Source organism: Psychrobacter sp. 78a-MNA-CIBAN-0178, assembly GCF_040309625.1.
In the GTDB taxonomy this organism is placed as follows: domain Bacteria; phylum Pseudomonadota; class Gammaproteobacteria; order Pseudomonadales; family Moraxellaceae; genus Psychrobacter; species Psychrobacter okhotskensis.
In genome coordinates this window covers 1-23986 of the sequence record NZ_JBEOOZ010000015.1, presented here as the reverse complement: position 1 = coordinate 23986, position 23986 = coordinate 1, and the positions used below count along the sequence as shown (strand labels likewise).

Genomic DNA, 23986 nt, shown 5'->3' with positions numbered 1-23986 from the left:
CTTTGCACTGGCTAAATGATGTCTTTTTTATTAGCCGCTTGCTGCTGTTTGCTATCGGCTAGCTTTTCATCATAATTAATATAAGGCACTTTTTTAATCGCATAAAGCTTAAACGCATGCCAATAAATACGCGTTAGCGAGGTCATATTCATCAGCGGATTTTTGCGTAAGCTATCGCGAACCGTTGCCTCGGTCATCGGCACCCCAGACACCTTGATACCAGTCTTTAGCACCTCTCCCCGCTCGTCGCTAATATCGATGGCAATACGCACTTGTAAGCAGTTATCTGGCTGTTTTTTAACTTTAACCTGCCAGCGATAGAGCTGGTCGATAGGATTAAATGGTGAGACATGAAAGTCTTTATCATGGCAGAATTCGGTATCCGTCCCATCTAATAAAAATCCGTAATAGTGACGTTTATTCCACGGCGTATTAGAGACCTCAGCCAGTAAATGTGTCGGCTGTTGCTGCTCATTGAAACCCAGATAAAAATTCACGGGGCTAAAATATATGCCAGCATTGCGGCAGACAACCAAACCCAGCATGTCACCACTTGGCGCGCTACCAGCATGGTTCATAAAAGCCTGACGCAGTCTCTGCTCAAGCTCTTGATAGCTACTGACGTTGGCTAATTTATTGTTGGCTACTCTATTATTAGCTTCTTCACCGTTTTTAGAATTTACATCAAGCGATTTTCTGGCATCATTTGGATCATTACTTTCACTTAGGCTATTTGGCTCTTGCGAACCTAATTCTTGTGATATGCCCTGCAGATAGTCATCAGGATAAAACTGCTGTAGGGCCTTTTTTCCTGTGGAAAATAGTGGCAGCCCTTTTAAGCGCTTACGTTTACCAAAGCCTGCTGTATCGACTTTGGGGAGCGCCTGCCCTGATGCTAACGCGCTAATATTGACACCCCAATAGCGATACGGATACACAAACTTATGCACATTTGGCAGTAGCCGACTGTGCCACGTATTCCCATGAAATAACTGGTGCGGCAAGCTGTCAGAGGTACAAGGTAACTCATGAGTTGACATTGCGTGAGACGGATGCACTGGGGTCATCATAATGCTCTCTTTTATTTCACTCATTACTATGCTGCTTGGTACTATGTTGCTCGGCTTTACGCCGACCAAATAAGCCACGTTTTTTCTTTTGCGGCGAGTCAGTAGCGGCAGACTGTAAACGGTGAACGTAATCAACCAATTCTTGATTGGTCGTTGCCGTCACTACCTGACGCTTTGTCAGTGTGCGCGACTGTTTATCGGCTTTTACTGGCAAGTCTTTATAACGAAACGGCGTGTGTGCGCTATCACTATCCGGCAAGTGACTTGGGTCGACTTCGTCTTTTATGTCAATATCATACCCAAGCGCTTGGCAAACTCTTAGACCACTGCGTACACCATCTTCATGAAAGCCATTGAACCAATACGCACCGCAAAAATGCGTATGCAAACCACTGCCAGAGATGCGTGACCATTGTGTCTGCGCCTCAATCATCGCCTTGTCGAAGATAGGATGGCTATAGTCAATACGCTTAATAACTTGTCTGTCATCAATACCTTTATCAACGGTTGCTGGATTGAGGGTGACCAAATAATTATGCTTTTTGGTCAGCCGCTGCAAGATATTCATATGATAAGTCAGTACTGGCTTTGAGGCAGCCTGCTTGCCAGCATCAATCACGTCATTTTTTAAAGCATCCTTTGCATCTGTCTCATTACCAATAAGATAGTTCCAGCTTGCCCATGCTAGAGGCTTGTTGGGCAACACCTGAGTATCAGTATGCAGGACAGCGGTATTTTTGCTAAAGCGGAAATGACTCAACACCTCAGCTTCATCGGTACTGGCATCTGCTAGAATCTTGAGCGCGGTATCTGCATGACAAGCAAAGATAACGTCATCAAACACAAGGTGTTCAACCTTATCATCAGTGCGGCTCTTATCTTGAATGGTCAACGTCACCTTGTCGCCATCATCAGCACCCATACGAGTAACAGACTGCACCGGGCAATTTACCCTTACCTGGCCGCCTGCCTTGACAAAGCGTGGCAGCAATTTATTGACATATTGTTTAGAGCCGCCTTTGATGGTGAACCATTGCGGACGATTGACTACATCGAGCAGTCCATGATTATCAAAAAACTGGGCAAAAAATACCAATGGGAAATCTTGTACGTCATCCAGACTGGCTGACCAAATAGCAGACACCATAGGCAGCAGATAATTATCGGTAAATAGCGACCCATAGCGTTTTTGCGCTAGATAATCGCCCAATGTTTGCGCAGTAAAACCGCTGACATCTTGCCCCTGTGCACGCGCCGCATCATAATCTTGGCGCAGCTGCTTGATATGCTTATTAAACTGTAGGATATCTTTGATAAATTGCCAAAACTTAGGATTGAGGACATTCTTGCGCTGCGATAATAAGGTATTGAGCGTGTGACCGTTATACTCAAAATGACGCGCGATATTTTTTACTGAAAAGCTCATATCCGTTGCTTGAAACGGCACTTGTAACTCATGGAGTAAGAGAAAAAAGTTGGGATAGGTACGCTCATTAAAGACAATAAAACCGGTGTCTATTGCGCTGTTTTCTACTTTACTGCTCTTTGCTTTTTTGCCATCTTGTAGCGCCACATCAATGGTATTTACATGCCCGCCAATATAATCACTGGCTTCAAATATCGTCACCTCATGCTCTGCGACCAAATAATGAGCACAAGTCAGTCCTGAGACCCCCGATCCGATGATAGCGATACGCTTTTTCGCGGGCGCATTAGCTGAATCTTTAAAGGCGTTGGGCTGTTTTTTATTGGTTGACACTGTATTCGTACTGGCACGCTTACGACGGTTAAACAGCATAAAAGCATTCCTTTCTATATTTTTGTTTTTGCTATTATTTGGACGAGCGATATTTTATAAACACAAGGGCATTTCATTCATTTAATCGTTAGAGCATATCCTCTATCCAACTGAAACTCATCTCAAAGGGCTAACAATGAAGACATGCCCTAGGCTGTTATTTTTTACTCAGCTTACTACCCACTTGTTGCCAGACCAAATCTGGCAATGTACCCAGCACTTTTAATGGCAAGGTGAGTTTTTTAGGGAATTCGATAACATCATGGCCGCTGGCAATACCATCGCGTATCGCTTGGCTTGCCTGTTTTGGTGTTTGGATAAATGGCATGGGAAAATCATTTTGTTTGGTCATCGGCGTTTCGACAAAGCCGGGAACGACTAAGCTCACCGAGATATCCTGCGGAGCAAGACTAATCTGTAAGGTTTTCATAAGATAATGGATAGCGGCTTTTGAGCTACCATAGGCTTCGGCACGAGCAAAAGGCACGTAAGCAGAGGCTGAGCCGATACCGACCAAGCGACCTTTTGAAGCAATCAGCTTTGGCAACACCCCTTCGATGGCGTGCGATAACGTGCCCATATTGACTGACATGACTTTCATAAACACACTACTGTCAAAGTTTGGCATGTCTAAATACTCACACATGCCAGCACCGCAAATGGCCACATCAATCTGGCTAACCTTATCAAAGGCGGCAATGACTTTTTCTCGATCCATAAGATCCAAATCAATCGTCTCTGCCCCTAATGCTTTCAGCTCAGCCAGTGCTTCATCATCTCGTCCAACGGCATAGACATGATGACCGTCTAGCAGATAGTCTTTGGCCAGTTGCTTGCCAATACCTGAGGTCGCGCCAGTGATAAGTATGTGTTGTTTTTCGGGAGCGTTTGTCATCGTTAATATCCTTGTTAACCATTTTTATCATATAGAAATTGTGACGGGTATAAAGCACTTATAATTCGTTTTTTGTTTTTATTGAGAGTGAGTATTAGTAACATTTACATTAACTAAGTACATCACTTATTTATCAAATCTAAATAATTATAGTATAAGGCTGCGGCGCTATTGTTGTGACTTCGCAATCAATGACGTACAAGTCATGCTAGCAATATGACATATATTTGATCAAATAAAGGCTAAAACCCTCTGCAAAAGCGTCATTTTCTGTTACTGCCTCTATGAGACAGCGTAATAGCAGCATGCTACAATGCCAAAACTGGCAAGCTTTATACTGAGCGCTAACGACTTATTATTCAGTAATAGCCATGTATTATTCGGCGATGCCTGATATGAATAATAAAATGATGCTAAAAAACGCTTAAACTACCTTATAACGTGTCCTGATAATGCTTAAAACGTTATATAATTACCAGCAGATTTTCACCAACCCACTCCCATACGAAAAGGAGCTCTCATGAGCGAATTGCAATTGTCTGACCGTGTCAACAACATCAAACCATCCCCTACCTTAGCAATCACCAATAAAGCCAAAGAGCTAAAAGCCTCAGGCAAAGATATCATTGGTCTAGGTGCTGGCGAACCTGATTTTGATACGCCAGAACATGTCAAAAAAGCAGCAATCGATGCCATCAATGACGGCTTCACCAAGTACACTGCTGTCGATGGCACCCCAGAGCTCAAAAAAGCCATCATTGAGAAATTCAAGCGTGATAACGACATCAGCTATGAGCCAAATGAAATCTTGGTATCGGTCGGTGGTAAGCAATCCTTCTTTAACCTTGCCCAAGCTTTTATCAATCCTGGTGATGAAGTCATCATTCCAGCACCGTACTGGGTCAGCTATCCTGACATGGTCATCATCGCAGAAGGCGTGCCAGTCATTGTTAAATGCCCAGCTGAGCAGGACTTCAAAATTACTCCAGAGCAATTAGAAGCTGCCATCACTGACAAAACCAAAATGCTGGTATTGAACAGTCCTTCTAACCCAACGGGCATGATTTATACGCTAGATGAGCTAAAAGCTATCGCTGAAGTGCTGAAAAAGCACCCACAAGTCTATGTGGCCTCTGACGACATGTACGAGCACATTCGCTGGACGGGTGATAAGTTCTACAATATCTTGAATGCTGCGCCTGAGCTTAAAGACCGCGCTATCATCCTAAATGGCGTATCAAAAGCCTATGCGATGACCGGCTGGCGTATCGGCTATGCTGGTGGCCCTGCTAAATTAATTGGTGCGATGAAGAAAGTACAATCGCAATCAACCTCATGCCCGACCTCTATCAGTCAAGTCGCTGCCGAAGCTGCTATCAGTGGTGACCAAAGCGTACTAGAGCCTATGGTCGCGGCATTTGAAAAGCGTTGTGATTTGGTCGTTGACGGTCTAAACGCCATTAAAGGCATCACATGTCTACGTCCTGATGGCGCATTTTATGTCTATCCTGATATCAAACCGCTCATCAAAGCCGCTGGTCTATCGTCATGTACTGAGTTTTCAGCATGGTTGTTAGAGAAAGTTGGCGTTGCGGTCGTTCCTGGCGATGCCTTCGGTCTGGGCGGTTATATGCGTATCTCTTACGCCACTGATGAAGCGACACTAAAAGATGCGTTATCACGTATCGAAAAAGCGGTTGCTGATTTAGACGTTGCTGAATAACGATTATATTTAATCTACTATAAACAGTAATAAGCATTAGAAATATGTAAATAAAAAAGACGCCCACATATCCTTTATGTGAGCGTCTTTTTTATTGTGGTTTTAACAACTACCGATAATGAAAAACGTCTTAAAAACCGTCATCATCCTATTAAAAACCATTAATGTTGTTAATTATGCAAAAAAAGCTTGACGTATTTTTTATCTTTGCTAGAATACGCCCCACTTAGCAAGAACTCGTTAGAGACTTTCTAAGCTCGTTGTAAGCCATGAAACACTTACAGCTTATTCTCCAATAGCTCAGTTGGTAGAGCAACGGACTGTTAATCCGTGTGTCCCTGGTTCGAGCCCAGGTTGGAGAGCCATATTTTAGTAGTAAATTTTTTGAGTCATCTTTGATTCGATTATGGCATTTGCCAAGACCCTCATCACTTTGATGGGGGTTTTTTTATGGGTGCTATTTATTGCTTTATGTTTTAGATATTACTGAAAATATTTTACTACCGACTCATGAAAACGACCGTCAGTACTTATAGTCAGTCCAATATTAAAAAGATACAGCTGGACTGGGATGAATTTTTTGCAGCCTCTGTCGGCATAGGCACAGCAAGCCAGAAAAATTCATCCCAGTTCCGCGTTATTAAACAACGTATCCATTTATTTAATATTAACTATAACTAACGGCCGTATTTTAAATTATTATCGGTAACTATCTCTCGGTAAATATAAGGTAAATATCTCTCGGTAAATACAAGCAGTTACGGTAAGAAAATTGAAATATGCGCTTGCTCTTTATTTTCTTGGATGACGTTATCATAAGCTGAGAGTTGATGATCCGTGAAGCTATTGGTCAGATACCACATAGTTGTAAATATCGCCGTCAATAGCACTGCCATTACGGCAACGATGATCCATAGCGGTGTCTCACTGGTCAGTGTGTGCTTAATCTGATCAGGAATCGCCCAAAATGGCGAAAACTCGTTTTTATTACCACGCAAATGCTCAATCTCATCACCCAAACGCGAGATAAGATAGCGTATCTTTTCTGGCGCCTCTAAACGATACTTTCCTTGAAAGCCAAGCAACATCGCATAATGATAGACTTCTAACGCTGGCAGACGCCTCTCCCCTTGTTCGCGCAGACCATCTAAGCGCTCAAAGAACTCATTGCCAGCGATTTGCGAGCCAAACAAATCTAACTGTAAAGGGTTTAGCTCCCAAGCATCCTTTAACGTTTGAAACTCTGGCTCTTGCGACGTCATGATTGTCTCATCAATCAGCGCACAATAAGCGTACTTGGCTTCGTGAATATCTTCTGACAAAAAGCCCTTTTTACGAGCGTTCATTTCGAACTTATCTAAAAACTCGTATATTTTTTGACGGAACTTACGCGGTTCGGTACTAAAATAATGATTACGCAATAAGAAAACCAAGTAAAAGCCGTCATACATGATATCAACCAGCGACTGGCTGCTGATGCGTCTATCAAGGCCATTCGCTGATACTTTTGATGCCACCTCGCCTGAATCTAGCAATGAAGGCGCAGAACCCGTTGAATTGTTTGCTGACATGATCGTTCCTAATACTAATTATTTGAAATACAACTGAATAAAAGGGTTTGGTTAAAGATTATCCATAAGCAAAAATTGAGTGAGATATTTTAGATATAAACATCAATTTCTCATAAACCCTTATTCATAACATTTCTCAGAAAAACTACTGCACGATGGCCATCAGCTCTATTTTTAAGTCATCAAAGCCGTTCGGTACATAAATACAGATAGACTCAGACTTAATCATCTCATCATACAGCTCACCGACCGGTTCGATAGTGAAGTAGCTAAAGCCTGGTCTTACCGGTATCGCACTAGGTACTTGGGTGACATGCGAGACTGGTGACCCCGGTAGTGCTGATAGTACCCGCTTCTCTACCGCGTCTGGCGTTGCCACTTTAAAGCGTCTTGGCACGATATCAATGAGCTCATGCATCGGTAGCGATGAGCTAACCGACAGATACAGCTGTGAGCTGCGAGTAATCTTGTCACTGCTCAGCTCCCCTGTGTAGTAAGACGGTTTATTTTGACGCAAAGGAATAGAGATAAAGTTGCTAGCAATCACCGTATTGAGCAGTTCGCGAATGATCAAAATGATACTGACAAAAGACTCATTGGCATTGTTATGCTGATAAGACGGCAAATCACCTACTTTATATAATGAGCTAAAGGTCGCCAATTGACTGGCAACATTCAATAGCGCCTCATAAAGCCGTTCCGGATGTAGCTTGGCATTATTGTATAAATGGCTGAGCTGAGAGTATGCGGTATTTAGCGTATGCAAAAGCCAAAAAGACGCAATGTCTGATGAGCGAAACTCCAGCAAATCATTGTTAGATTGACGATGATGGTCATAGAGAGAGGTGGACTTGGTATTAATCATCGTCATCAAGCGATAGACTTGGTTGACCAATGCAGGATTACTGGTGATATGGACGCTAGGCACAATATAATCCTCGTCCACTTGGTAGACACCTTGGGTGGTACGCAGCAACTTAGCAACTAGCAAAGAGACGGTATCTTGACTGGGCGCTTGAGCAGAATGGCTCAGCTGCAAGCTTGGTGACAGTTGAATAACATCGATCATCGCTTCGGCAGCTTGACTGTACAGATCTTGTGCCTCGACCGTATTTCTCACATAGCGTGCTGGGTTATCGCTTTGCTCTGTCTGTATATTGCTACCGCCACTATGAACAATCTCAAGGCTCAAAAACACGAATATCTCATCGTCGTTACGGTGAGTATCAAGCGTGATTGGCTTTGGCAGCGCATCGGTACGTGGCGCTTGATAGATAGTACCGTCTGGTAGCACACCGTAGATGCTTTGGAAGCTTAATAAATTGCTCTCTAGTAATTGTTTATCAATTTGCACGTCTGCTATGCCATAAGCATAAGGGTGCATCAGTGTCATACTTAGTGCACGTTGCGAGTTATGATAGCTGTCTTGAATCTGAAAATGCTGGGGTCTTAAAAACAGTCCCTCTCCCCATAATACTCTATGTTTACTCAAGGCTATCTCCTACAAGCAGCTAACCAGCGGTTGCTGATAATATTTAAGTTTGGTGGTAAAGTCAGGCACTAACTCTGGATTGACGCCTTCTTTGATATTGATATCACAAGCGCCGATATTTAAAACCAGCGCTCGGTCAAAATCGATACTATCAAGTGGTATCAATACCTGCGAGCGTTTCTGCGTATGTCTCAGTCCAACTTTGATGGCAATAAACTGTGCATCCTGTGGAATACTTAGCTTAAGACTGGTGGCACGATTGGGAATGACGCTAACTTCTTTAGCAGCCCGCTCCTCTACCTCAGCGAATTGATTCTCTTCTTCTAAAAATCCAATATAAGCCGTACTCGCGGTGCCTTGTTTGGCACGTCCAGCATTGGCATTAGCCGCAGGCAGGATTTGCAGAGTAATACTTTGACGTTTTAGCTGTTCTTGCAAGGCTTTTTGCTCGTCATTCATTGACTCAAGCCGCTGTTGCTGTTGCTCTAGTTGCGCTTTTAGGTTTTGTAAATCTTCATTCATTGCCGTGCTTTTATGGCTAATAACGTCTTTCATGCTATCGATGACGGAGGCTTCGTTATTGGTGTCTGACTTGCCAGCCAGTACAGACGCATTACTATCAGACTTACTAGCGCCACTGAGGCTACATCCTGATAGCGTGGTCGTTAATACCCAACCAAGAGCCACTGCCGCTATAGATAATTTCATACATTTGTCCATATTATTTCTGTATTTTGCTTTGTTATTGTCGTTATTGACTGGTCAAAATCTCTGCCATTTGCGGGCGACCAAGCACGCCTTTTTTGCGCAGCTCAACATGGCCCAAATCCATCATACGCCAGTCGCCGCCCCACACTAGTCCAGCCGATTTTGCTACTTTACCATATAACTGGTAGCCCTGCATCGCCCATGGATCCTTTTCAGTAATCACAATTTTACCATTTCTAATAAAGGCGCTATCGCCTGCTAGACCAAACTGATGATAGCTCTTATAAGATCCTGCCTTGGTGACATTTGGGCCTTTTTTGAGCAAGCGTGCTTGCCTTCCCGGACTACGATAGCCCTCTAGCAGCACCATGTCATAACCATATTGATCACTCATAACCTTATAGACAGTCAACAGCCGTTGGACAAACTCAGAGTTCATCTTATTCCAATTACGGTCAGCATTTCTGATGTTAATGTGCCCATTGCTGATATGCGATGCCAAAATATCACCCGAGTAGCCCGTACTGTGGTCTTGGGTATTTAAATCAGACAGGTCAGGTTCAGGGAGCATTAAAGGCCTTTGTACTGGTGACGCGTCCGTCGCCACCTCCGGCCAATAGCCCTCGTCGGTTTGCGTGGCTTGATAGCTGGCAATCTCTGCTTCTAGCTCAGCGAAAAGCTCAGCAGGCGGCGCAGGCGGTGGTCGCAATCGCTCCCCGACCAGTAATTGACTGATTTGCGAGTTGGCAGTATTCAACGAGTCATCTTGAGCATGATAAACCTCAAGAGAGTTATGCATAATCAGAAAATAACACCCCACTGTCGTCGTGAGAATGGCTAAAACAGATAAAGCAGGAACAATAGGAATGCTGTTAGGCGAGATACGTGGCAGAACTGGTAGCTTGAGCGTGGGGCGTTGAAGTTTGATCACCGAGACGCCTTGCCAAACAGTGCTCACCTTATCAAACAGTCGCTCATACAGCTGACGATCAAAAAGCATGATAATCACTGTAATGGAGACAAGCGTAAAAAGGATAACGACCAAATAAATCATAAGGAAAACAATGGCACAGTGAGGCATAAAGAAAAATAGCGGGCAAAGTATTGGAAAATACTAATGTTCAGCCATCAGCATGTCGTAGCTGGCTATTATATAGACAGATGAGATATTTTTTTATAAAAAACCCAACTTAATTGTATTTTTTATTAACTGGCTATATTGACTAATGATATAGCATGGCGATGAGCAAAAATCGAGAAGAAAAACTATTTTATACTAATTAACCAAGCAAAGTAATGATACATGGTAGCGAGAAATCTTCAAATACCATAAACTACCTCTAATAAAATTATGTAGATAAGGGGTATGGCAAGTGGGCGTAAAAAAGCTAATAACTTACGGGCGCTATGCTCTTGCACTTTTTTTAGTCATTTATCTGTTATTGGTTTGGATGTACTTTAAAGATAATACGCTGCAACTTACCTCTGCAAGACTGCTGCTATGGTTTGTGATTATTCCAATAATTTTGTTTGGCTTTATCGTGTTTATTAGATGGCGACAAAAAAAATCAGAAGCAGAAGAACTAGCGCCAGCTCAGAAAATAAGCAAAAAAATAAAGGCGCCACCTATCGATTCTTATCAATTGTTTATAAATAGTAGTATCTGTCTACCCGAAGGGATTGATTGGCCTGAAATCATAGACAATGATAACGATCTCACGGTATTGAGTGAAGCGCTATCAGACTTTGACGGCTTACCAATATTAACCAAGCCGATTGAGGGTGTCATCACCGAACGAGCAGCGCTCTACGCTTACGATAATGAGCTAGATAACGAGACATATCCTGAAGACGCGGCTGAAAGCCTAAATGAGCTAACCTTGCGTCTATGGGCATTGATTGATAATCAACTTACCGCAAGTGATGATGCACTAAGTGTACTGGCTCAGCATTTTGAGCGCATTATGCAACAAAATATCCATGAGCCAAACTCAGCGCTGAATATCCATCCAGAATGGCAGCAACACTACATCGCGAGCACACCAGAAGACTCCTCTGCAGAGGATAGCCTTCCCGTTATCTCATTGTCTACGCTGTCTGTTTATTTGTCTATTCCTGAGCTGGCTGATGCTAATTATCTGGTTGAAAGGCTAAAACAGCAATTGGCAACCTATGGTATTCCCGAGCAGCTACTCACTATTCAAACCATCATCGCTGATAAAAATCCTCGTCATACAGACTCTTTTCATAATAGCCATGACGGTGCTGATAGCGAGACCTATCAGCCGCTGCAATTTATTCACGGGCAACTTATTGCTCTGACCAAAGCTGCGACCCCCGAGATTTGTCTTTTTATCACCGTCGACTCACAGATTAATGAGCAATGGCTTGAAGCAAACTTATACGTAGACAACGCCTCCAATCTCTTGCCTACCGAAGCCGGTATATTGCTGATTTTCTATAACAAAGCCGCCAAAGACCTTCTCGATCTAGATCACAAGGTACGTTTTTCCATGACTGAAATTGGCGAGGCGCTACCCAATGATGCCAGTAGTATGGCCGCTGAGGTGCCGCAGCAGGCTTATAGCAATACTCGCCAGCATTATTTAGCAAATTTGAAAACGATAAAACAGCTGTTACTAGATAATTCATTTGCTCTATTAGATCGCCATGACGACAAAACCAAGGCAGAAGAAAAAAAGTCAGCGCAGGCCATTGACAATAAAACAACAATGACAGATACGTTAAGCGAAAATAGCATCACCCTCTTGTCAGACATTAATCCATCAACACAACCTTACGACTTATCCCTACTTATGACATTTATCGATGAATTTATAGCGCAAGGGGCGCTAGTAAATGACCACCATTTAGGGCATTATATGCCTCTGAACTCATGGTTACAGCCTTTTTTATGTCTCGCACTGTTGGTCAGCGCTGCCAAAGAACAGCCACAGGAGTCTGACATTAAACTCCTTATTACCCAACATAAGCACCGCTGTATGTTGTGGCTTGCAGAGCCCAACCAAACACTTTAGCCACTTTTAGTTCAGTTAATATTGCTCGTTTTATCGCTTATATCAGTCATTGTTTATGATGAAATGATGACTCTCTATTATTTCAAGATCACATTAGGTAGCAGGCATGTTCTCAAGGTTTTTTCATCTCATCTACAATCCAAGAGTGTTATTGGTCTTAGCTATCATAGTCGCTCTGGTCTTACTCTATGATTATGTCGCGCTACAAACCTTCTTCGTCATTATCGGTGTCTCCATAACCTGTCTGCTACTAGCGTGGTTTGGCTACTACTGGTGGAAAAAGCGTAAAAAGGCGGCCGCTGAGCTCGCAGATTTAGTAGAAGACAATAACGATGAAGGCGCTAATAGTGCCAATAGTAGTGCTGCTAAAGACGAGAATGCACAAGAAGTACAGGCCTTACGTCAGCAAATGCAAGACGCTATTAAGACCATTCGCAAGTCTAAAATTGGCGATCAAACTGGCAAAGCTGCACTGTACGAGTTGCCATGGTATATGGTCATTGGTAACCCAGCAGCAGGTAAAAGCTCGGCGGTACTTCACTCTGGGCTAAAATTCCCGTTTATGGAAAAAACCAACAAGCTGTCGGTACAAGGTGTCGGCGGTACTCGTAACTGTGATTGGTTTTTTTCTACCGAAGGCATCCTACTCGATACCGCAGGACGCTACTCTGCCTACGAAGATGACCGCTCAGAATGGCTGTCGTTTTTAAACCTATTGAAGAAGAACCGCCCCAAAGCGCCTATCAACGGTATTATTATCGCCGTTAGTATCGCTGAGCTTACCAAAAATGACCCCAGTTACGCACTAGACTTGGCCAAAAACCTGCGTAGCCGTGTGCAAGATTTAACAGAGCAATTAGAAGTTTATGCCCCCGTTTATGTGGTCTTCACAAAAATGGATTTGGTATCAGGCTTCCGTGACTTTTTTAATGATTACGAGCAAGAAGAGCGCGGGCAAGTATGGGGCGCGACGATTCCCTATCCCGAAGACCCTGATAGCATCAATATCAGCGATGTGTTTGAAGAGCATTTTGGCGTGCTGGTTAACGGTCTAAAAGATCTTAGCACCACTAAGTTGTCTCTGCGTCACCAACGTACGGTATCTCCGAGTCTGATGACTTTTCCCATGGAGTTCCAATCATTACGGCCGATGATTAGAACGCTGATGCACGCCTTATTCGAAGACAACCCTTTTCAGTTTAAGCCCATACTACGTGGATTTTACTTCACCAGTGCCTTACAAGAAGGGCAAGTCAGCAGTCAAATGACCTTACAAATGGTGCAAAATTACGACTTGCAACCACCTGCAGTGCCTTTAAGTGCTCAGCAAGAAGCCGCCGACAAGCCTTACTTCTTGCATGATTTATTTTCTAAAGTCATCTTAAAAGACAAGCATTTGGTCAAACAACATAAAAACCGCAACAAGCGTAGCCATCGCGCGCTGGCCACCCTCGCCTCTGTGGTGGTGCTATGTACAGCGGTTGGTTTATGGACTTGGTCTTATGCCAATAACAAGCAATTGACTGAACGTGTAGAAGCTGACTTGCAGCAAGTCGCACTAATGCAAAAAAATGCTAATGGTGATTTGCAGTCACAACTTGAGTCACTCACTATCCTGCAAAGTCGAATAGAGCAACTCGAAGGCTACGACGAGAATCGTCCGTTGTCGCTGAGCTTTGGGTTATATCAAGGAGATAAGCTCAAAGAAAAACTGCTATCTGAATATTATAATGGTGTAGGCATTATCGTGTTAGCGCCTACCAAACAAAACATTGAAAGGTTTTTGACCGACGTCAATACGAATGCGGCAGACCTGAAAGTGCAGGAGGCAGAAACGTCAGCAGCTGAATCCGAAACCGTGAGCAACGACGCTTATATACAATCTGACCCTACCGACGTAGAGGATGCTTATAATGCGCTGAAAGCTTATCTGATGCTGGGCAATCATGAGCACTTAGAAACCAGCCATTTGAGCGATCAAATGACACGTTTTTGGCGCACTTGGCTTGAGTCCAACCGTGCTGATATGCCGCGTGACAAGATGATTCGTCAGGCTGAGCGCATCTTAAGCTTTACGCTTGCTCATGTCGACGACCCCGCCTTTCCATTGATTCAAAATGACTTGGGACTGGTGGATAAAACCCGTACGACGTTGTCTAAAGCCAGTAAAGGCCAACCTGCCCGTGAGCGTGTCTATTCTGAGATTAAAATGCGCTCCTCTGCTCGCTTTCCATCGGTGACTGTCGCACAAATTACCCAAGACAGTGCCAATGAAGTACTGCTAGGCAGTTATGTGATCTCCGGCACCTTTACCAAGCAAGCATGGGAATCGTTCGTGAGTGATGAGATTGATAGAGCTGCTACCAATAGAGTGGTTGCCGACGATTGGGTACTTGCGACCAGTAGCAAAGATGATTTGACGCTGACAGGCAGCCCTGAACAAATACGTCAATATCTGGTCAATCGCTACAAACAAGAGTACATCATTGAGTGGAAGCGCTTTTTATCACAGGTCTACATCCGTGATAGTAAAGGCTTCGACGATCATGCGCTCTTATTAAATCAGCTGTCTAACGCCACCGAATCACCGCTAAAAACACTATTTGAGACGGTAGATCGTCAGACCCAGTGGGACAATAAAGCCGCAAACCAACCCGCAGCGAATGGCTCCAACTCTCGGCGCTCATTTGTCAATTGGTTCAAGCAAACGATCCTGCGTCAAAGCCCAGCTGAGCTTCGTCAAGCAGAAGCGGCGATGAATAATGGCAGTAATAACAGTACTAATGAAGCGGCAGCCGTCCCTGCCAGCACCGGCATGGTAGCGCAGGAGTTCTCCTCAATACACAACCTAGTCACCCCAAGAGAAGACAATCAAGACTTATCGCTATTGGATAACTATTTGGCAAGCTTAGGAGATATTAGAACGCGGTTCAATAACATAGCCCGTAGCGATGATATCGGTCCTGATGCCTTGTTATTTGCTTCGCAAACGCTCAGCACTGAAGGTTCAGAGATGACCAAGTCCTTGCAGATCTTAGATGAGCAAATACTTAGCCAAGCCAACTCTGAAATAAAACAGCTGGTACGTCCATTGCTAAGCGAGCCGCTAACTCGCTCATTTACGATGCTCCTCACCCCGACTAAGGCTGAGATTAATAAAGTCTGGCAAGCACAAGTATACAAGCCCTTTTTGGATAACTTGGGCAATAAATATCCATTTACCGCCAATGCTAACTTGGAGGCAACCCCTGCTGAGATTGGACAGTTCTTTGGGGAAGATGGCTATGTCGCCAAGTTTGTTAACGAAACCTTATCGCCTTTTATCATCCGCCGAGGCGATCAAATCTCAAGTAAAATTTGGAATGGTGCAGGCTTAGGTCTGAATCCTAAGTTCGTCGCTGATTTTGGCAGATATTTTGTCAACTATACTGGTGGCAATGCTGGAAGCGCGTCAGGCGCGAGTGGTGGCAGTGCCACTGCCAATCAAACCACATTCCAAATCATGCCTTTACCGGTAAGCGGTTTGACCGAATATACGATCGTCGTTGATGGACAGCAGCTGCGTTATCGTATGGGTACGCAAGCATGGACGACGTTTGTATGGCCAAATCCAAGTAGCCAACCAGGAGCCAGCATCAGAGCCAAAAACTACGATGGCAGGGATTACACCATATTTGAGGAAGCTGGTAGCTTTGGCGTTGAAAGGCTGATTAATAGCGCCCGCCGCACTGAGCTTGGCGACAATATCTTTGAGATGGCATGGTCAGGTGATGGCATCACTATTCCGGTACGTTTTAGAATCATCAGTGGTAGCAGTAGCACAGCCAGTCAAGGGCGCTCTAACAACCCCTTTACTGGTATGAAACTCCCTAACGAGGTGATTGCCCTTGGGGTCACACGTACGGCAAGACCTGTTACGGATAATAGCGCAGCGGCTAATAGCAATAATGCTCGTGAATCAACCGGTCAAAATACTGAGCAAACGAGTACAGCCCCTCCAGTAGCAGGCGTGTTGAACTTGGCTCCTAGTACAGACGCCAATACAGATGCTAATACCAGTGCTACCACGAGTAACGTTCAGAACACCGAGGACAATAGTGGCAATGGCGCACAAACTGCCTCGTCTCCAACTACGGCTACCTCTGAACCGCGGGAGCCAACGCCATGACTCCTGAATCACTACCCCTAGTTTATTTTGGCAAATTACCAGCTCGTGGAGACTTTATCAGGGCGCGCGCTCATATCGCTGAGACCAATGCAATTGATCAATGGGTCAGTCAAGCCTTGGCGATATCAGAAAACTTATTCAGTGACGCGAGTGACTCGTTGATAGACAGCCCACCGACGAACAACATTGCTTTTTTGAACTTTAGTCACGTAGATACGGTATCTAACGAGATTATTACCGGCGTCCTGCTTCCTAGTCATGACAGTAGCCATAGAAACTATCCGCTTATCGGTTTTGGTGTGCTTCATCTCGATAAACCAAAAAGCTGGATGAACTACCTGCCCGTTAAGTCATTAACGCTGTGGAATGAGACTTATGAAGTCCTAAGCGTGGCTAAATCTAAAACCGATAGCGCTGAGGTTATGGCGGGTCTGAACGACGGTCAGCTTACCGTCAATAAAAACGCCAGTACCCACTATTACGATTTTATCAATACCACCACATTGCACGACATCGCGATATTGATGAACATCAGTAAATCACAACTGATACAACAAATCATAGCCACAGGCTTGTTATTCTTACCGACTTATAGCAAAGGCTTTAGCGGTCTGAATAAAGCCATATATTGGACCCTGACCTCTGACAGAGAAAATGCCATACATATGGCGACTTTTTGGCATGATCTTATTAGCGGTTTTTATCAGCCACACCAGCTCTATCTGAATACGTATCTGTACCGAGTTTCAAACTGCTACCGCCTGCTATTGAGCTTTACCAAGCCGGACGGTTGCATGCTTAGCCAGCTGGCAAGTAGTGAGGACAGTCATCCCGATGATTGGGTAATCATTGCTCATAGTGACTGGACACAAAGCTATATCGATGAAGATATCGGCTTAACTCGGTTTAACAAAATATTGTTGCAAGATGACCTTTATCTGTACGATACTAGACAACTGTTTAAAAAAACCTTCTTGGCACAGTAGCTATTCGATAATTGGTCGTTAACAAGCATGCTCTCAATAACAGTAAGATTAGAAAAGGTATTTTTATGCTAGCCCAAGTCTCAACCACAATACCTAAATTAACACGTCGTAAAAAAAGCCTATTATTCGCTGCTGTTACTTTGTCTATGAGTGCTGCGGTGTTTGCGGCTCATAATGATGCTCATATTAATAATAGCCCTGAAGATGTGCCTGTGGTCATTAAAGGTGTCGTAGCTACCAGCTCGGATAAGCAGCAACTCCTTGAAAAGCTAAAGGCGCAATACCCTAACAAGCCCGTCAGAGATGAGATCGAAGTGCGTTCTAACATTAGCATACCGACCAACTGGCAACAGGTAGCGACCGCTATTATCGATAGTGATATCTCCAATATCCGTCAGGGTCGTATTGATATTCATGGGACTACCATTAGCTTGCATGGCAAGGTGAGCAGCATTGAGCAAAAGCAAGCCATCCAAAACCGGATACACACGCGCCTCACCGATCTTTACCAATTAGAAAATCAATTGGTCGTCGTAGAAGGTGAGCAGCGACTTATCGATGACACCTTGGGCAACCGTATTGTCGAGTTTGAATCCGGCAGCGCGAAGTTGACCTCAATGGGACTGGGTATTCTAGACGATATGGCTGGCGTCCTGCAGCGTGTTGGCGATAAGCCAGTGACCATCATTGGACATACTGATAATGTGGGCAACCCAAGCGCCAATCTGGTCTTATCTAACAAGCGTGCCGAAGCAGTTAAGCAATACCTCATCGGTCGTAACATTGATGCGGCCCGTCTAAGTACCGCTGGTAAAGGTGACGCTGATCCTATCGCGAGTAATGACAATGAAGAAGGACGCACTCGTAACCGCCGGATCGAATTCAATCTTGGTGAATAACGCTGCTATATACGTTGATCATGGCAGCTAAGCACTGATGCTTATGATGCCGTCTCTGACACAAGAGGGACTACCCCTATGTTACGCTTGACCAACACCGTGCTTCCGATGCACCCTGATAGGCTGTATGCGATTGAAAGCAATAGCCAAGCCCCTTACGCCAGTGCTCGACAAGATATGGCGGCTCACCGAGCGTGGCTACAGAAACTGACTCATGCTCATGAGGAAGCACACATCATCGCTCAGCTGAACCCGAACGGCTGTCACCAGCAAGAGCAGCACGGTATTGATACCTATCTATTACACGTCTATATCCATGAGCGCCATCATCCCCCTTTCACACCGTTGACGGCTTTAATCGGTAGTGCATTAACCTTGAGCTTTGATACGCCGAGCGGATTGACCTATCGTCATCTCTATATCACAGCCATTCGTCAATTGGATCATGATGGCAGTTATGGCTATTACCGTCTGCTGGCACAGCCGATTACCTATCGCTTGCATCAGCATCTACACAGTCAAATAGACACCAATTTATCTGTTCTCACTATGGTCTCAGAGCGCCTCAGCACACTAGATGTGGACGTGGTCGATGACAGCAGCAACGGTGAAAATGATACGAACTGGATACCCGCTCGTATGACTCAGTGGCAAATGAGTCACTGGTCACATATTTGTGAGCGCCTCGCGCGTCAAGGGCTGACGGCTTATCTGCGCCATGAGCAAACAGACGATCACAGCCTGCCAAAGCTCATTATCACCTCCGCCCATCCCAGCGATAGCGATGGCGTCAGCCTAAATATTGGCGCATTACGCTATCAACAAATATTACACGACCGTGTCCATGCGCCTGTCTTGGCCATCAGTGAGCAGGTCATCACCCAACCAAACTCAGTAACGATGCAGCGCTTCAATGCAGCAAATGTCGCACACCCAACCCAGTCAGCCGATATTGCGACGAGCAATAATGGGGATAAAGAAAACAATCAAACGAGTAGTCATTCACTCACTTTAGACAGCCCAGCCGCCTTTGCACCAGTAACCGATACTGAAACTATAGATGAGGCAAGCATAGTCGCTCACAGCCATCAAAGCAGATATAGCGTCTATCACGCCCTCGCCCATGCCACGGATTTGAATGTTGCTGATACTTTTATGCTTGTCGATCACAGTGCGCTCAATCAACACTACCGTGCTACCCATATCGTTCATTTGGCACGCAATAGTCTGGCACATGTGACTGGACTCACCATAAGCCGCCGCCATCATCAGCGCCATGCCTCCTCTTTGGAAGCTGGCATTCACTTAACCCAGCTGAGCCTCATTACCGCTGATACCCCGTGGGTCGGTCCTCTATACAGCAGACAGGCTCTACCGCCGATGACAGGCATTACAGACAGTCAAAGCGATACAGACAGTCGCAACCATATGACCCCGACCAAAAGCTACTTACTGGATAGTCCAGCCCAACCTATCAATCGCCTTGAAGCACAAGCTGGCGCTAACTATGGCACACACTTCACCCATCGAGCGGACGACCAAACTCTCCTGCAGTCTATCGGTGATAGCGAGCATCTAATCAATACTGGCAGTCTATTGTCGTCTACGCGCCCAAGCCTATTTGCCACGGATAATGAACAAGCGGTCGAAAGTGGTTATCGCAACACGGGTAACGGTTTATCGGAATGGATCACTGATCACCGTACAGAAAAAGCGTACTCTCAGCTAAAAGTAGACAGTGCTGGGATATCTGCCAGTCTAAAAATGGGGGTCATCAATCCATCAGACACCGCCAAACGCGAAGGCATCAATGCGACTACTAACGCTCAAATCAATATAAAATCAGGCGAAGCCCTCGTCCTTTCCACTCAACCGCAAACTCATACGCAATCTGGACAGCATAACTACCAGCAGCACACCCCGACTCTGACTCAAACTGGTCTTGGAGGTCAGCACTTAACTGAGCGGTTAACGCAACTGGCAACAGGGCTTGGACGTCATGTCAATGACCACAAAGCGATTAAAACCCAACTTGAAACTATCGCAGAAGAACAGCAAACCAAAACCCATCAAACGATGCCCTACACGCTAATCGATAGCGCAGCATACAGTGCTTATGCCAGTGACGATACGCTGATTCACAGAAGTATGGGTGAGATGATAACCACCACTCAGCAAGACATGAATATCAGTAGTGGCGATAGTCATAACCAAGTCAGTAGCGAGTCTCTAAATATCATAGCCGATGGTCAATTTAGCATGACCAATGCCAAAGAGAATATTACCCTCTCCGCCCATACGGGTAAGCTTGAAGCCACGGCTAAGCAAGATGTGAATATTGCCTCCTCGACTAAAGAGGTTGAGATAGTAGCGACGAATAAAATTACGCTGACGGCTGGTGGTGCGAGTATCACTTTAGATGGTGGTGATATTACGATTACGGCAAAGCAGTTTACGGAGAAGGCTGGTAAGCATAGTAGGGCTGGAGGCGGTGTAGATGGGTTGGGATTGGCAGGGTTGCCTAACATTATTCCTGATAAAAAGACGTTGATGGATGGGGTTTATAACTTAGCGTATCAGTTTGTTGATGATGATGAGGAACCTTATGCTAATACGCCTTACACCGCTATTAATAAAGTAACAGGAGAAGAGTTTAAAGGTAATACAGATAAAGACGGTTGGTCAGAAAGGTTTCAATCTAATAGTGAAGACGATATTGAGGTGGTTTTGAAACTTGATTGGCAGAGTGATAATGAAAGGAGTAAGTAATGTCTTCATCTACAGGTACTACAAAATCTACACCCAATAATAATAAAAAAGTAAAAATTTCTCCTCCTATCGAGTTATTTTTACTATTTTGGGTTGATGAATGGGATAGTGGAACAAAAATGTTTTCTGAGTCAGCACAAACGAGACTAAAAAATATTAAAAAATCAAGCTGGTACAAGTCTAGTATTCATAAGGTTCACTGTCCTCCAATACAAGCCTTACAAGAAATACAAGTCATAATAAATAATTATATAAAAAAATACGGAGGCAAAAGTAAAGTTAGAACTAGAGAAGTAAGTATATTTTCTCATTCTGGAACTGATGGGCCTATCACTTATGATACACCTAACGACCCTCCGCTTAATGACAAAAAAAAGCAAATGCATATAGATGGCTGGTCAAGTATAGATTTTAACTGGGCTACATACAAAGGTGTAACTACAACTAGATGTGTTTTCTTTGGATGTAGATCTGCCTTAAAAACTAATTCTTTTGCTAAAAGAATTTCAGCATTACCGAACTATTCTACTGTTGAAGTTATAGGTCAAAGCACATCATCCTTCCCTTCTGTATTTCCTGATTACCGAGTAACGACAGGCGCTCGAAGTATTCCTATATTTGGAGGAGCAGGCTGGGATATTGCCAATACCTACATGGTAGGTAGCTTAGGCGGCAAGGGTCTTGATTCTATAACTTGGCAGGGAGTAGAAAAACCCAATCTTAAAGATTTTCCAAAAGCGGAAGTTATGAGGTTCTATAAAAATAACACTATTACTAATAATTCTCATCAAGGTATATTCAATGATCATAGGTAAGAAATACTATTGCATACCTTTTATTGTAATTATTCTATTATTAACTATATATTTAGTGAGTAAAGTTATGTCTATTAACGCAGAAAAAAACCTTTATATAGATATAGATGTCGACAAACATTTACAGGATAATATTGTGGTAAATATTGAGTTATTAAGGAATAGTCATGAATATAGTGAGTATGTTGAAACTAAGCTAATTAGTATTCATAATCAAGAAAAATACAGTAACTCGACGAGAAAAATTGATCTTGATAACTCCTTCGTTTATGAACTATTCGTCAACTATAAAAACAGAAAATTTTTTAGTATAAGTAAAGATCAAATATATGATCATTACAATACAGATGTAAAGAATAAATTCAAAATACTAGAAATAGACAATCAAATCTATCTGCTAGATTACGGTTTATATAAAAAAAATGAAAACTATGGTACTACTTTCGATACTTATCTGTTAGAAGAAAAAAAAATATCAGAATTACCTGATTCTAGAAAATTCACTTATTCTTCAGACCATGACCGATTTATAATTCAGCCGATGGATATGGACTCAATAAATTACTTTTCAAAACTTTCATATCCTGAATTGGAAGAATTTAAATTTATTCTTAGTGATCAAAAAAAGATTGAAGAGCTGAAAGCGCAGTAAAGTATATTAATAGACTGCACTAACAAATGATGGTGAGCACTCATAGAGCCGATGATCAAACGCTAGTTCAGTCTATTGGCGATGGTGAGCATTTGATTAATACGGGTAGTCTGCTATCGAATACCCGTCCTAGTCTGTTTACCACTGAGAACGAACAAGCGATAGAGAGTGGTTATCGCAATACCGACAATGGCTTATCAGAGTGGGTCACTGATCATCGTAGCGCGCAAGCGTACTCGCAGCTCAAGGTCGAAGACGGACAAGTGGGCGCAACGTTTAAGATGGGGGTTATTAATCCATCGGACACTGCTAAACGCGAAGGTATTAGCGCTACCACCAACGCGCAAATCAATATAAAATCAGGCGAAGCGCTCGTTCTCTCCACCCAAGCACAAACCCACGCTCAATCTGGACAGCATAACTATCAACAGCATACCCCGACGCTGACGCAAACAGCATTGGGTGGTCAACACTTAGCTGAGCGACTCACGCAATTGGCAACGGGACTAGGCAGAAACGTCAAAGACCATGCCAATATTAAAACTCAGTTAGAGAGTATCGCCAAGGAACAAGACACTAAAACCCATCAGCAAACACCTTACACGCTAATCGACAGCGCAGCAGACACAAGTTATGTCAGTGACGATATACTGATTCATAGAACTATGGGTGAGATGATTAATACCACTCAGCAAGATATGATGATCAGTAGTGGCGATAGTCATCATCAAGTCAGTAGCGAGTCTCTAAATATCATAGCCGATGGTCAATTTAGTATGACCAATGCCAAAGAGAACATCACCCTTTCTGCCCATACGGGGAAACTTGAAGCGACCGCTAAGCAAGATATCAACATCGCCTCCTCGACCAAAGAGGTTGAGATAGTCGCAACGAACAAGATCACGCTGACGGCTGGTGGTGCGAGTATTGTCTTAGAAGGCGCTAATATCACTATCGCCGCTAAGCAGTTTACGGAGAAAGCTGGGAAGCATAGTAAGGCTGGAGGCGGTATGGATGGGTTAGGATTGGCGGGGTTACCACAACATATCGTTAAACTAAAAAATTCAGTACTACGAAAACCAGATTGGGTTGCTTTTGAAGAAAATACTCTTGATTTAGCTGGAATGAAATGTCGCTTGACTCTAACCAATGGAGATTCTATAGATTCAATATTTGACGAAAACAGTTATGTAGAGTTTAAAGATATATACGGCGAAGAAGTAAGAATATTTGAAATTTTATTTGATGAAAAGACTAAATCTAAAAATAGCTTAGTTGACGATATATTAAAATTAATGTCCGAGTAATATTAAATAAAGGAGGTTTGAGCTATGCTGAAGAAACCGTACAACTAAACTTGGTAAACTAAGCGTATTCACAGGAGTTTACCATGACCAAGAAA

General features: G+C 43.7%; 16 protein-coding genes and 1 tRNA gene. 10 read left to right on the top strand and 7 right to left on the bottom strand.

Annotated elements, in window-relative coordinates; genetic code table 11:
- Positions 1-11 precede the first annotated feature (11 nt).
- The 3 genes from AAEY80_RS09500 to AAEY80_RS09490 form a co-directional block, all read right to left on the bottom strand.
- Positions 12-1070, bottom strand: coding sequence for a DUF1365 domain-containing protein (locus tag AAEY80_RS09500; RefSeq protein ID WP_350588238.1), 1059 nt, complete (start codon positions 1068-1070; stop codon positions 12-14).
- Positions 1071-1086: 16 nt separating this feature from the next.
- On the bottom strand, positions 1087-2868 hold the full coding sequence (locus AAEY80_RS09495; protein ID WP_350588237.1) for an NAD(P)/FAD-dependent oxidoreductase: 1782 nt from the start codon (positions 2866-2868) through the stop codon (positions 1087-1089).
- Between the two features lie 157 nt (positions 2869-3025).
- Positions 3026-3763, bottom strand: coding sequence for an SDR family NAD(P)-dependent oxidoreductase (locus AAEY80_RS09490; protein WP_025652086.1), 738 nt, complete (start codon positions 3761-3763; stop codon positions 3026-3028).
- A 520-nt stretch (positions 3764-4283) separates the two neighbouring features.
- Between AAEY80_RS09490 and AAEY80_RS09485 the strand changes: the two genes are divergently transcribed.
- On the top strand, positions 4284-5486 hold the full coding sequence (locus AAEY80_RS09485) for a pyridoxal phosphate-dependent aminotransferase (RefSeq protein WP_010200026.1): 1203 nt from the start codon (positions 4284-4286) through the stop codon (positions 5484-5486).
- Between the two features lie 289 nt (positions 5487-5775).
- Positions 5776-5851: transfer RNA gene (locus tag AAEY80_RS09480), tRNA-Asn, on the top strand.
- A gap of 393 nt (positions 5852-6244) precedes the next feature.
- Here AAEY80_RS09480 and icmH read toward each other — a convergent pair.
- From icmH to AAEY80_RS09460, 4 genes are all read right to left on the bottom strand, one after another.
- Positions 6245-7057 carry a type IVB secretion system protein IcmH/DotU gene (gene icmH, locus AAEY80_RS09475; protein WP_025652084.1) on the bottom strand — a complete coding sequence of 271 codons (813 nt, stop codon included), beginning with the start codon at positions 7055-7057 and terminating at the stop codon, positions 6245-6247.
- A 145-nt stretch (positions 7058-7202) separates the two neighbouring features.
- Entirely contained in the window at positions 7203-8549 is a 1347-nt protein-coding gene (tssK, locus tag AAEY80_RS09470) for a type VI secretion system baseplate subunit TssK (RefSeq protein WP_350588236.1), read from the bottom strand.
- Between the two features lie 9 nt (positions 8550-8558).
- Positions 8559-9257, bottom strand: coding sequence for a hypothetical protein (locus tag AAEY80_RS09465; RefSeq protein WP_201617370.1), 699 nt, complete (start codon positions 9255-9257; stop codon positions 8559-8561).
- A gap of 43 nt (positions 9258-9300) precedes the next feature.
- Positions 9301-10257 (bottom strand): M15 family metallopeptidase, encoded by a 957-nt coding sequence (locus AAEY80_RS09460; protein ID WP_227674862.1) that lies wholly within the window; start codon positions 10255-10257, stop codon positions 9301-9303.
- A 451-nt stretch (positions 10258-10708) separates the two neighbouring features.
- On the opposite strand from AAEY80_RS09460, the gene AAEY80_RS09455 reads away from it, so the two are divergent.
- The 8 genes from AAEY80_RS09455 to AAEY80_RS09420 all read left to right on the top strand — a co-directional run bounded on the left by AAEY80_RS09455 (position 10709) and on the right by AAEY80_RS09420 (position 23891).
- Positions 10709-12295: a hypothetical protein gene (locus AAEY80_RS09455; protein ID WP_350588235.1), complete on the top strand. Its 1587-nt coding sequence runs from the start codon at positions 10709-10711 to the stop codon at positions 12293-12295.
- Positions 12296-12401: 106 nt separating this feature from the next.
- Positions 12402-16463 carry a type VI secretion system membrane subunit TssM gene (gene tssM, locus AAEY80_RS09450; RefSeq protein WP_201576490.1) on the top strand — a complete coding sequence of 1354 codons (4062 nt, stop codon included), beginning with the start codon at positions 12402-12404 and terminating at the stop codon, positions 16461-16463.
- The gene (gene tagF, locus AAEY80_RS09445) at positions 16460-17449 is read left to right on the top strand and encodes a type VI secretion system-associated protein TagF (protein WP_025652078.1); all 990 of its coding nucleotides are present in this window, start codon (positions 16460-16462) and stop codon (positions 17447-17449) included. Before tssM ends, tagF begins: the two co-directional genes overlap by 4 nt.
- Before the next feature lie 65 nt (positions 17450-17514).
- Complete coding sequence (locus AAEY80_RS09440; protein WP_025652077.1) at positions 17515-18348, top strand: OmpA family protein; 834 nt, start codon at positions 17515-17517, stop codon at positions 18346-18348.
- A 78-nt stretch (positions 18349-18426) separates the two neighbouring features.
- Positions 18427-21117, top strand: coding sequence for a DUF2345 domain-containing protein (locus AAEY80_RS09435; RefSeq protein ID WP_025652076.1), 2691 nt, complete (start codon positions 18427-18429; stop codon positions 21115-21117).
- Positions 21117-21932, top strand: coding sequence for a hypothetical protein (locus AAEY80_RS09430; protein ID WP_025652075.1), 816 nt, complete (start codon positions 21117-21119; stop codon positions 21930-21932). Before AAEY80_RS09435 ends, AAEY80_RS09430 begins: the two co-directional genes overlap by 1 nt.
- Positions 21933-21999: 67 nt before the next feature.
- The gene (locus AAEY80_RS09425; protein WP_156915640.1) at positions 22000-22584 is read left to right on the top strand and encodes a hypothetical protein; all 585 of its coding nucleotides are present in this window, start codon (positions 22000-22002) and stop codon (positions 22582-22584) included.
- 32 nt (positions 22585-22616) lie between these two features.
- Positions 22617-23891, top strand: coding sequence for a DUF2345 domain-containing protein (locus tag AAEY80_RS09420; RefSeq protein WP_198015435.1), 1275 nt, complete (start codon positions 22617-22619; stop codon positions 23889-23891).
- Positions 23892-23986 lie beyond the last annotated feature (95 nt).

Bases quoted from the DNA above. Each gene is read 5' to 3' on its own strand.
- AAEY80_RS09495 (WP_350588237.1), bottom strand. From the start codon at position 2,868: ATGCTGTTTAACCGTCGTAAGCGTGCCAGTACGAATACAGTGTCAACC.
- AAEY80_RS09465 (WP_201617370.1), bottom strand. From the start codon at position 9,257: ATGAAATTATCTATAGCGGCAGTGGCTCTTGGTTGGGTATTAACGACC.
- AAEY80_RS09430 (WP_025652075.1), top strand. From the start codon at position 21,117: ATGTCTTCATCTACAGGTACTACAAAATCTACACCCAATAATAATAAA.
- icmH (WP_025652084.1), bottom strand. From the start codon at position 7,057: ATGTCAGCAAACAATTCAACGGGTTCTGCGCCTTCATTGCTAGATTCA.
- AAEY80_RS09425 (WP_156915640.1), top strand. From the start codon at position 22,000: ATGTCTATTAACGCAGAAAAAAACCTTTATATAGATATAGATGTCGAC.
- AAEY80_RS09500 (WP_350588238.1), bottom strand. From the start codon at position 1,070: ATGATGACCCCAGTGCATCCGTCTCACGCAATGTCAACTCATGAGTTA.
- AAEY80_RS09460 (WP_227674862.1), bottom strand. From the start codon at position 10,257: ATGCTTTTTGATCGTCAGCTGTATGAGCGACTGTTTGATAAGGTGAGC.
- AAEY80_RS09440 (WP_025652077.1), top strand. From the start codon at position 17,515: ATGCTAGCCCAAGTCTCAACCACAATACCTAAATTAACACGTCGTAAA.
- AAEY80_RS09485 (WP_010200026.1), top strand. From the start codon at position 4,284: ATGAGCGAATTGCAATTGTCTGACCGTGTCAACAACATCAAACCATCC.
- AAEY80_RS09490 (WP_025652086.1), bottom strand. From the start codon at position 3,763: ATGACAAACGCTCCCGAAAAACAACACATACTTATCACTGGCGCGACC.
- tagF (WP_025652078.1), top strand. From the start codon at position 16,460: ATGACTCCTGAATCACTACCCCTAGTTTATTTTGGCAAATTACCAGCT.
- AAEY80_RS09455 (WP_350588235.1), top strand. From the start codon at position 10,709: ATGTACTTTAAAGATAATACGCTGCAACTTACCTCTGCAAGACTGCTG.
- tssM (WP_201576490.1), top strand. From the start codon at position 12,402: ATGTTCTCAAGGTTTTTTCATCTCATCTACAATCCAAGAGTGTTATTG.
- AAEY80_RS09435 (WP_025652076.1), top strand. From the start codon at position 18,427: ATGTTACGCTTGACCAACACCGTGCTTCCGATGCACCCTGATAGGCTG.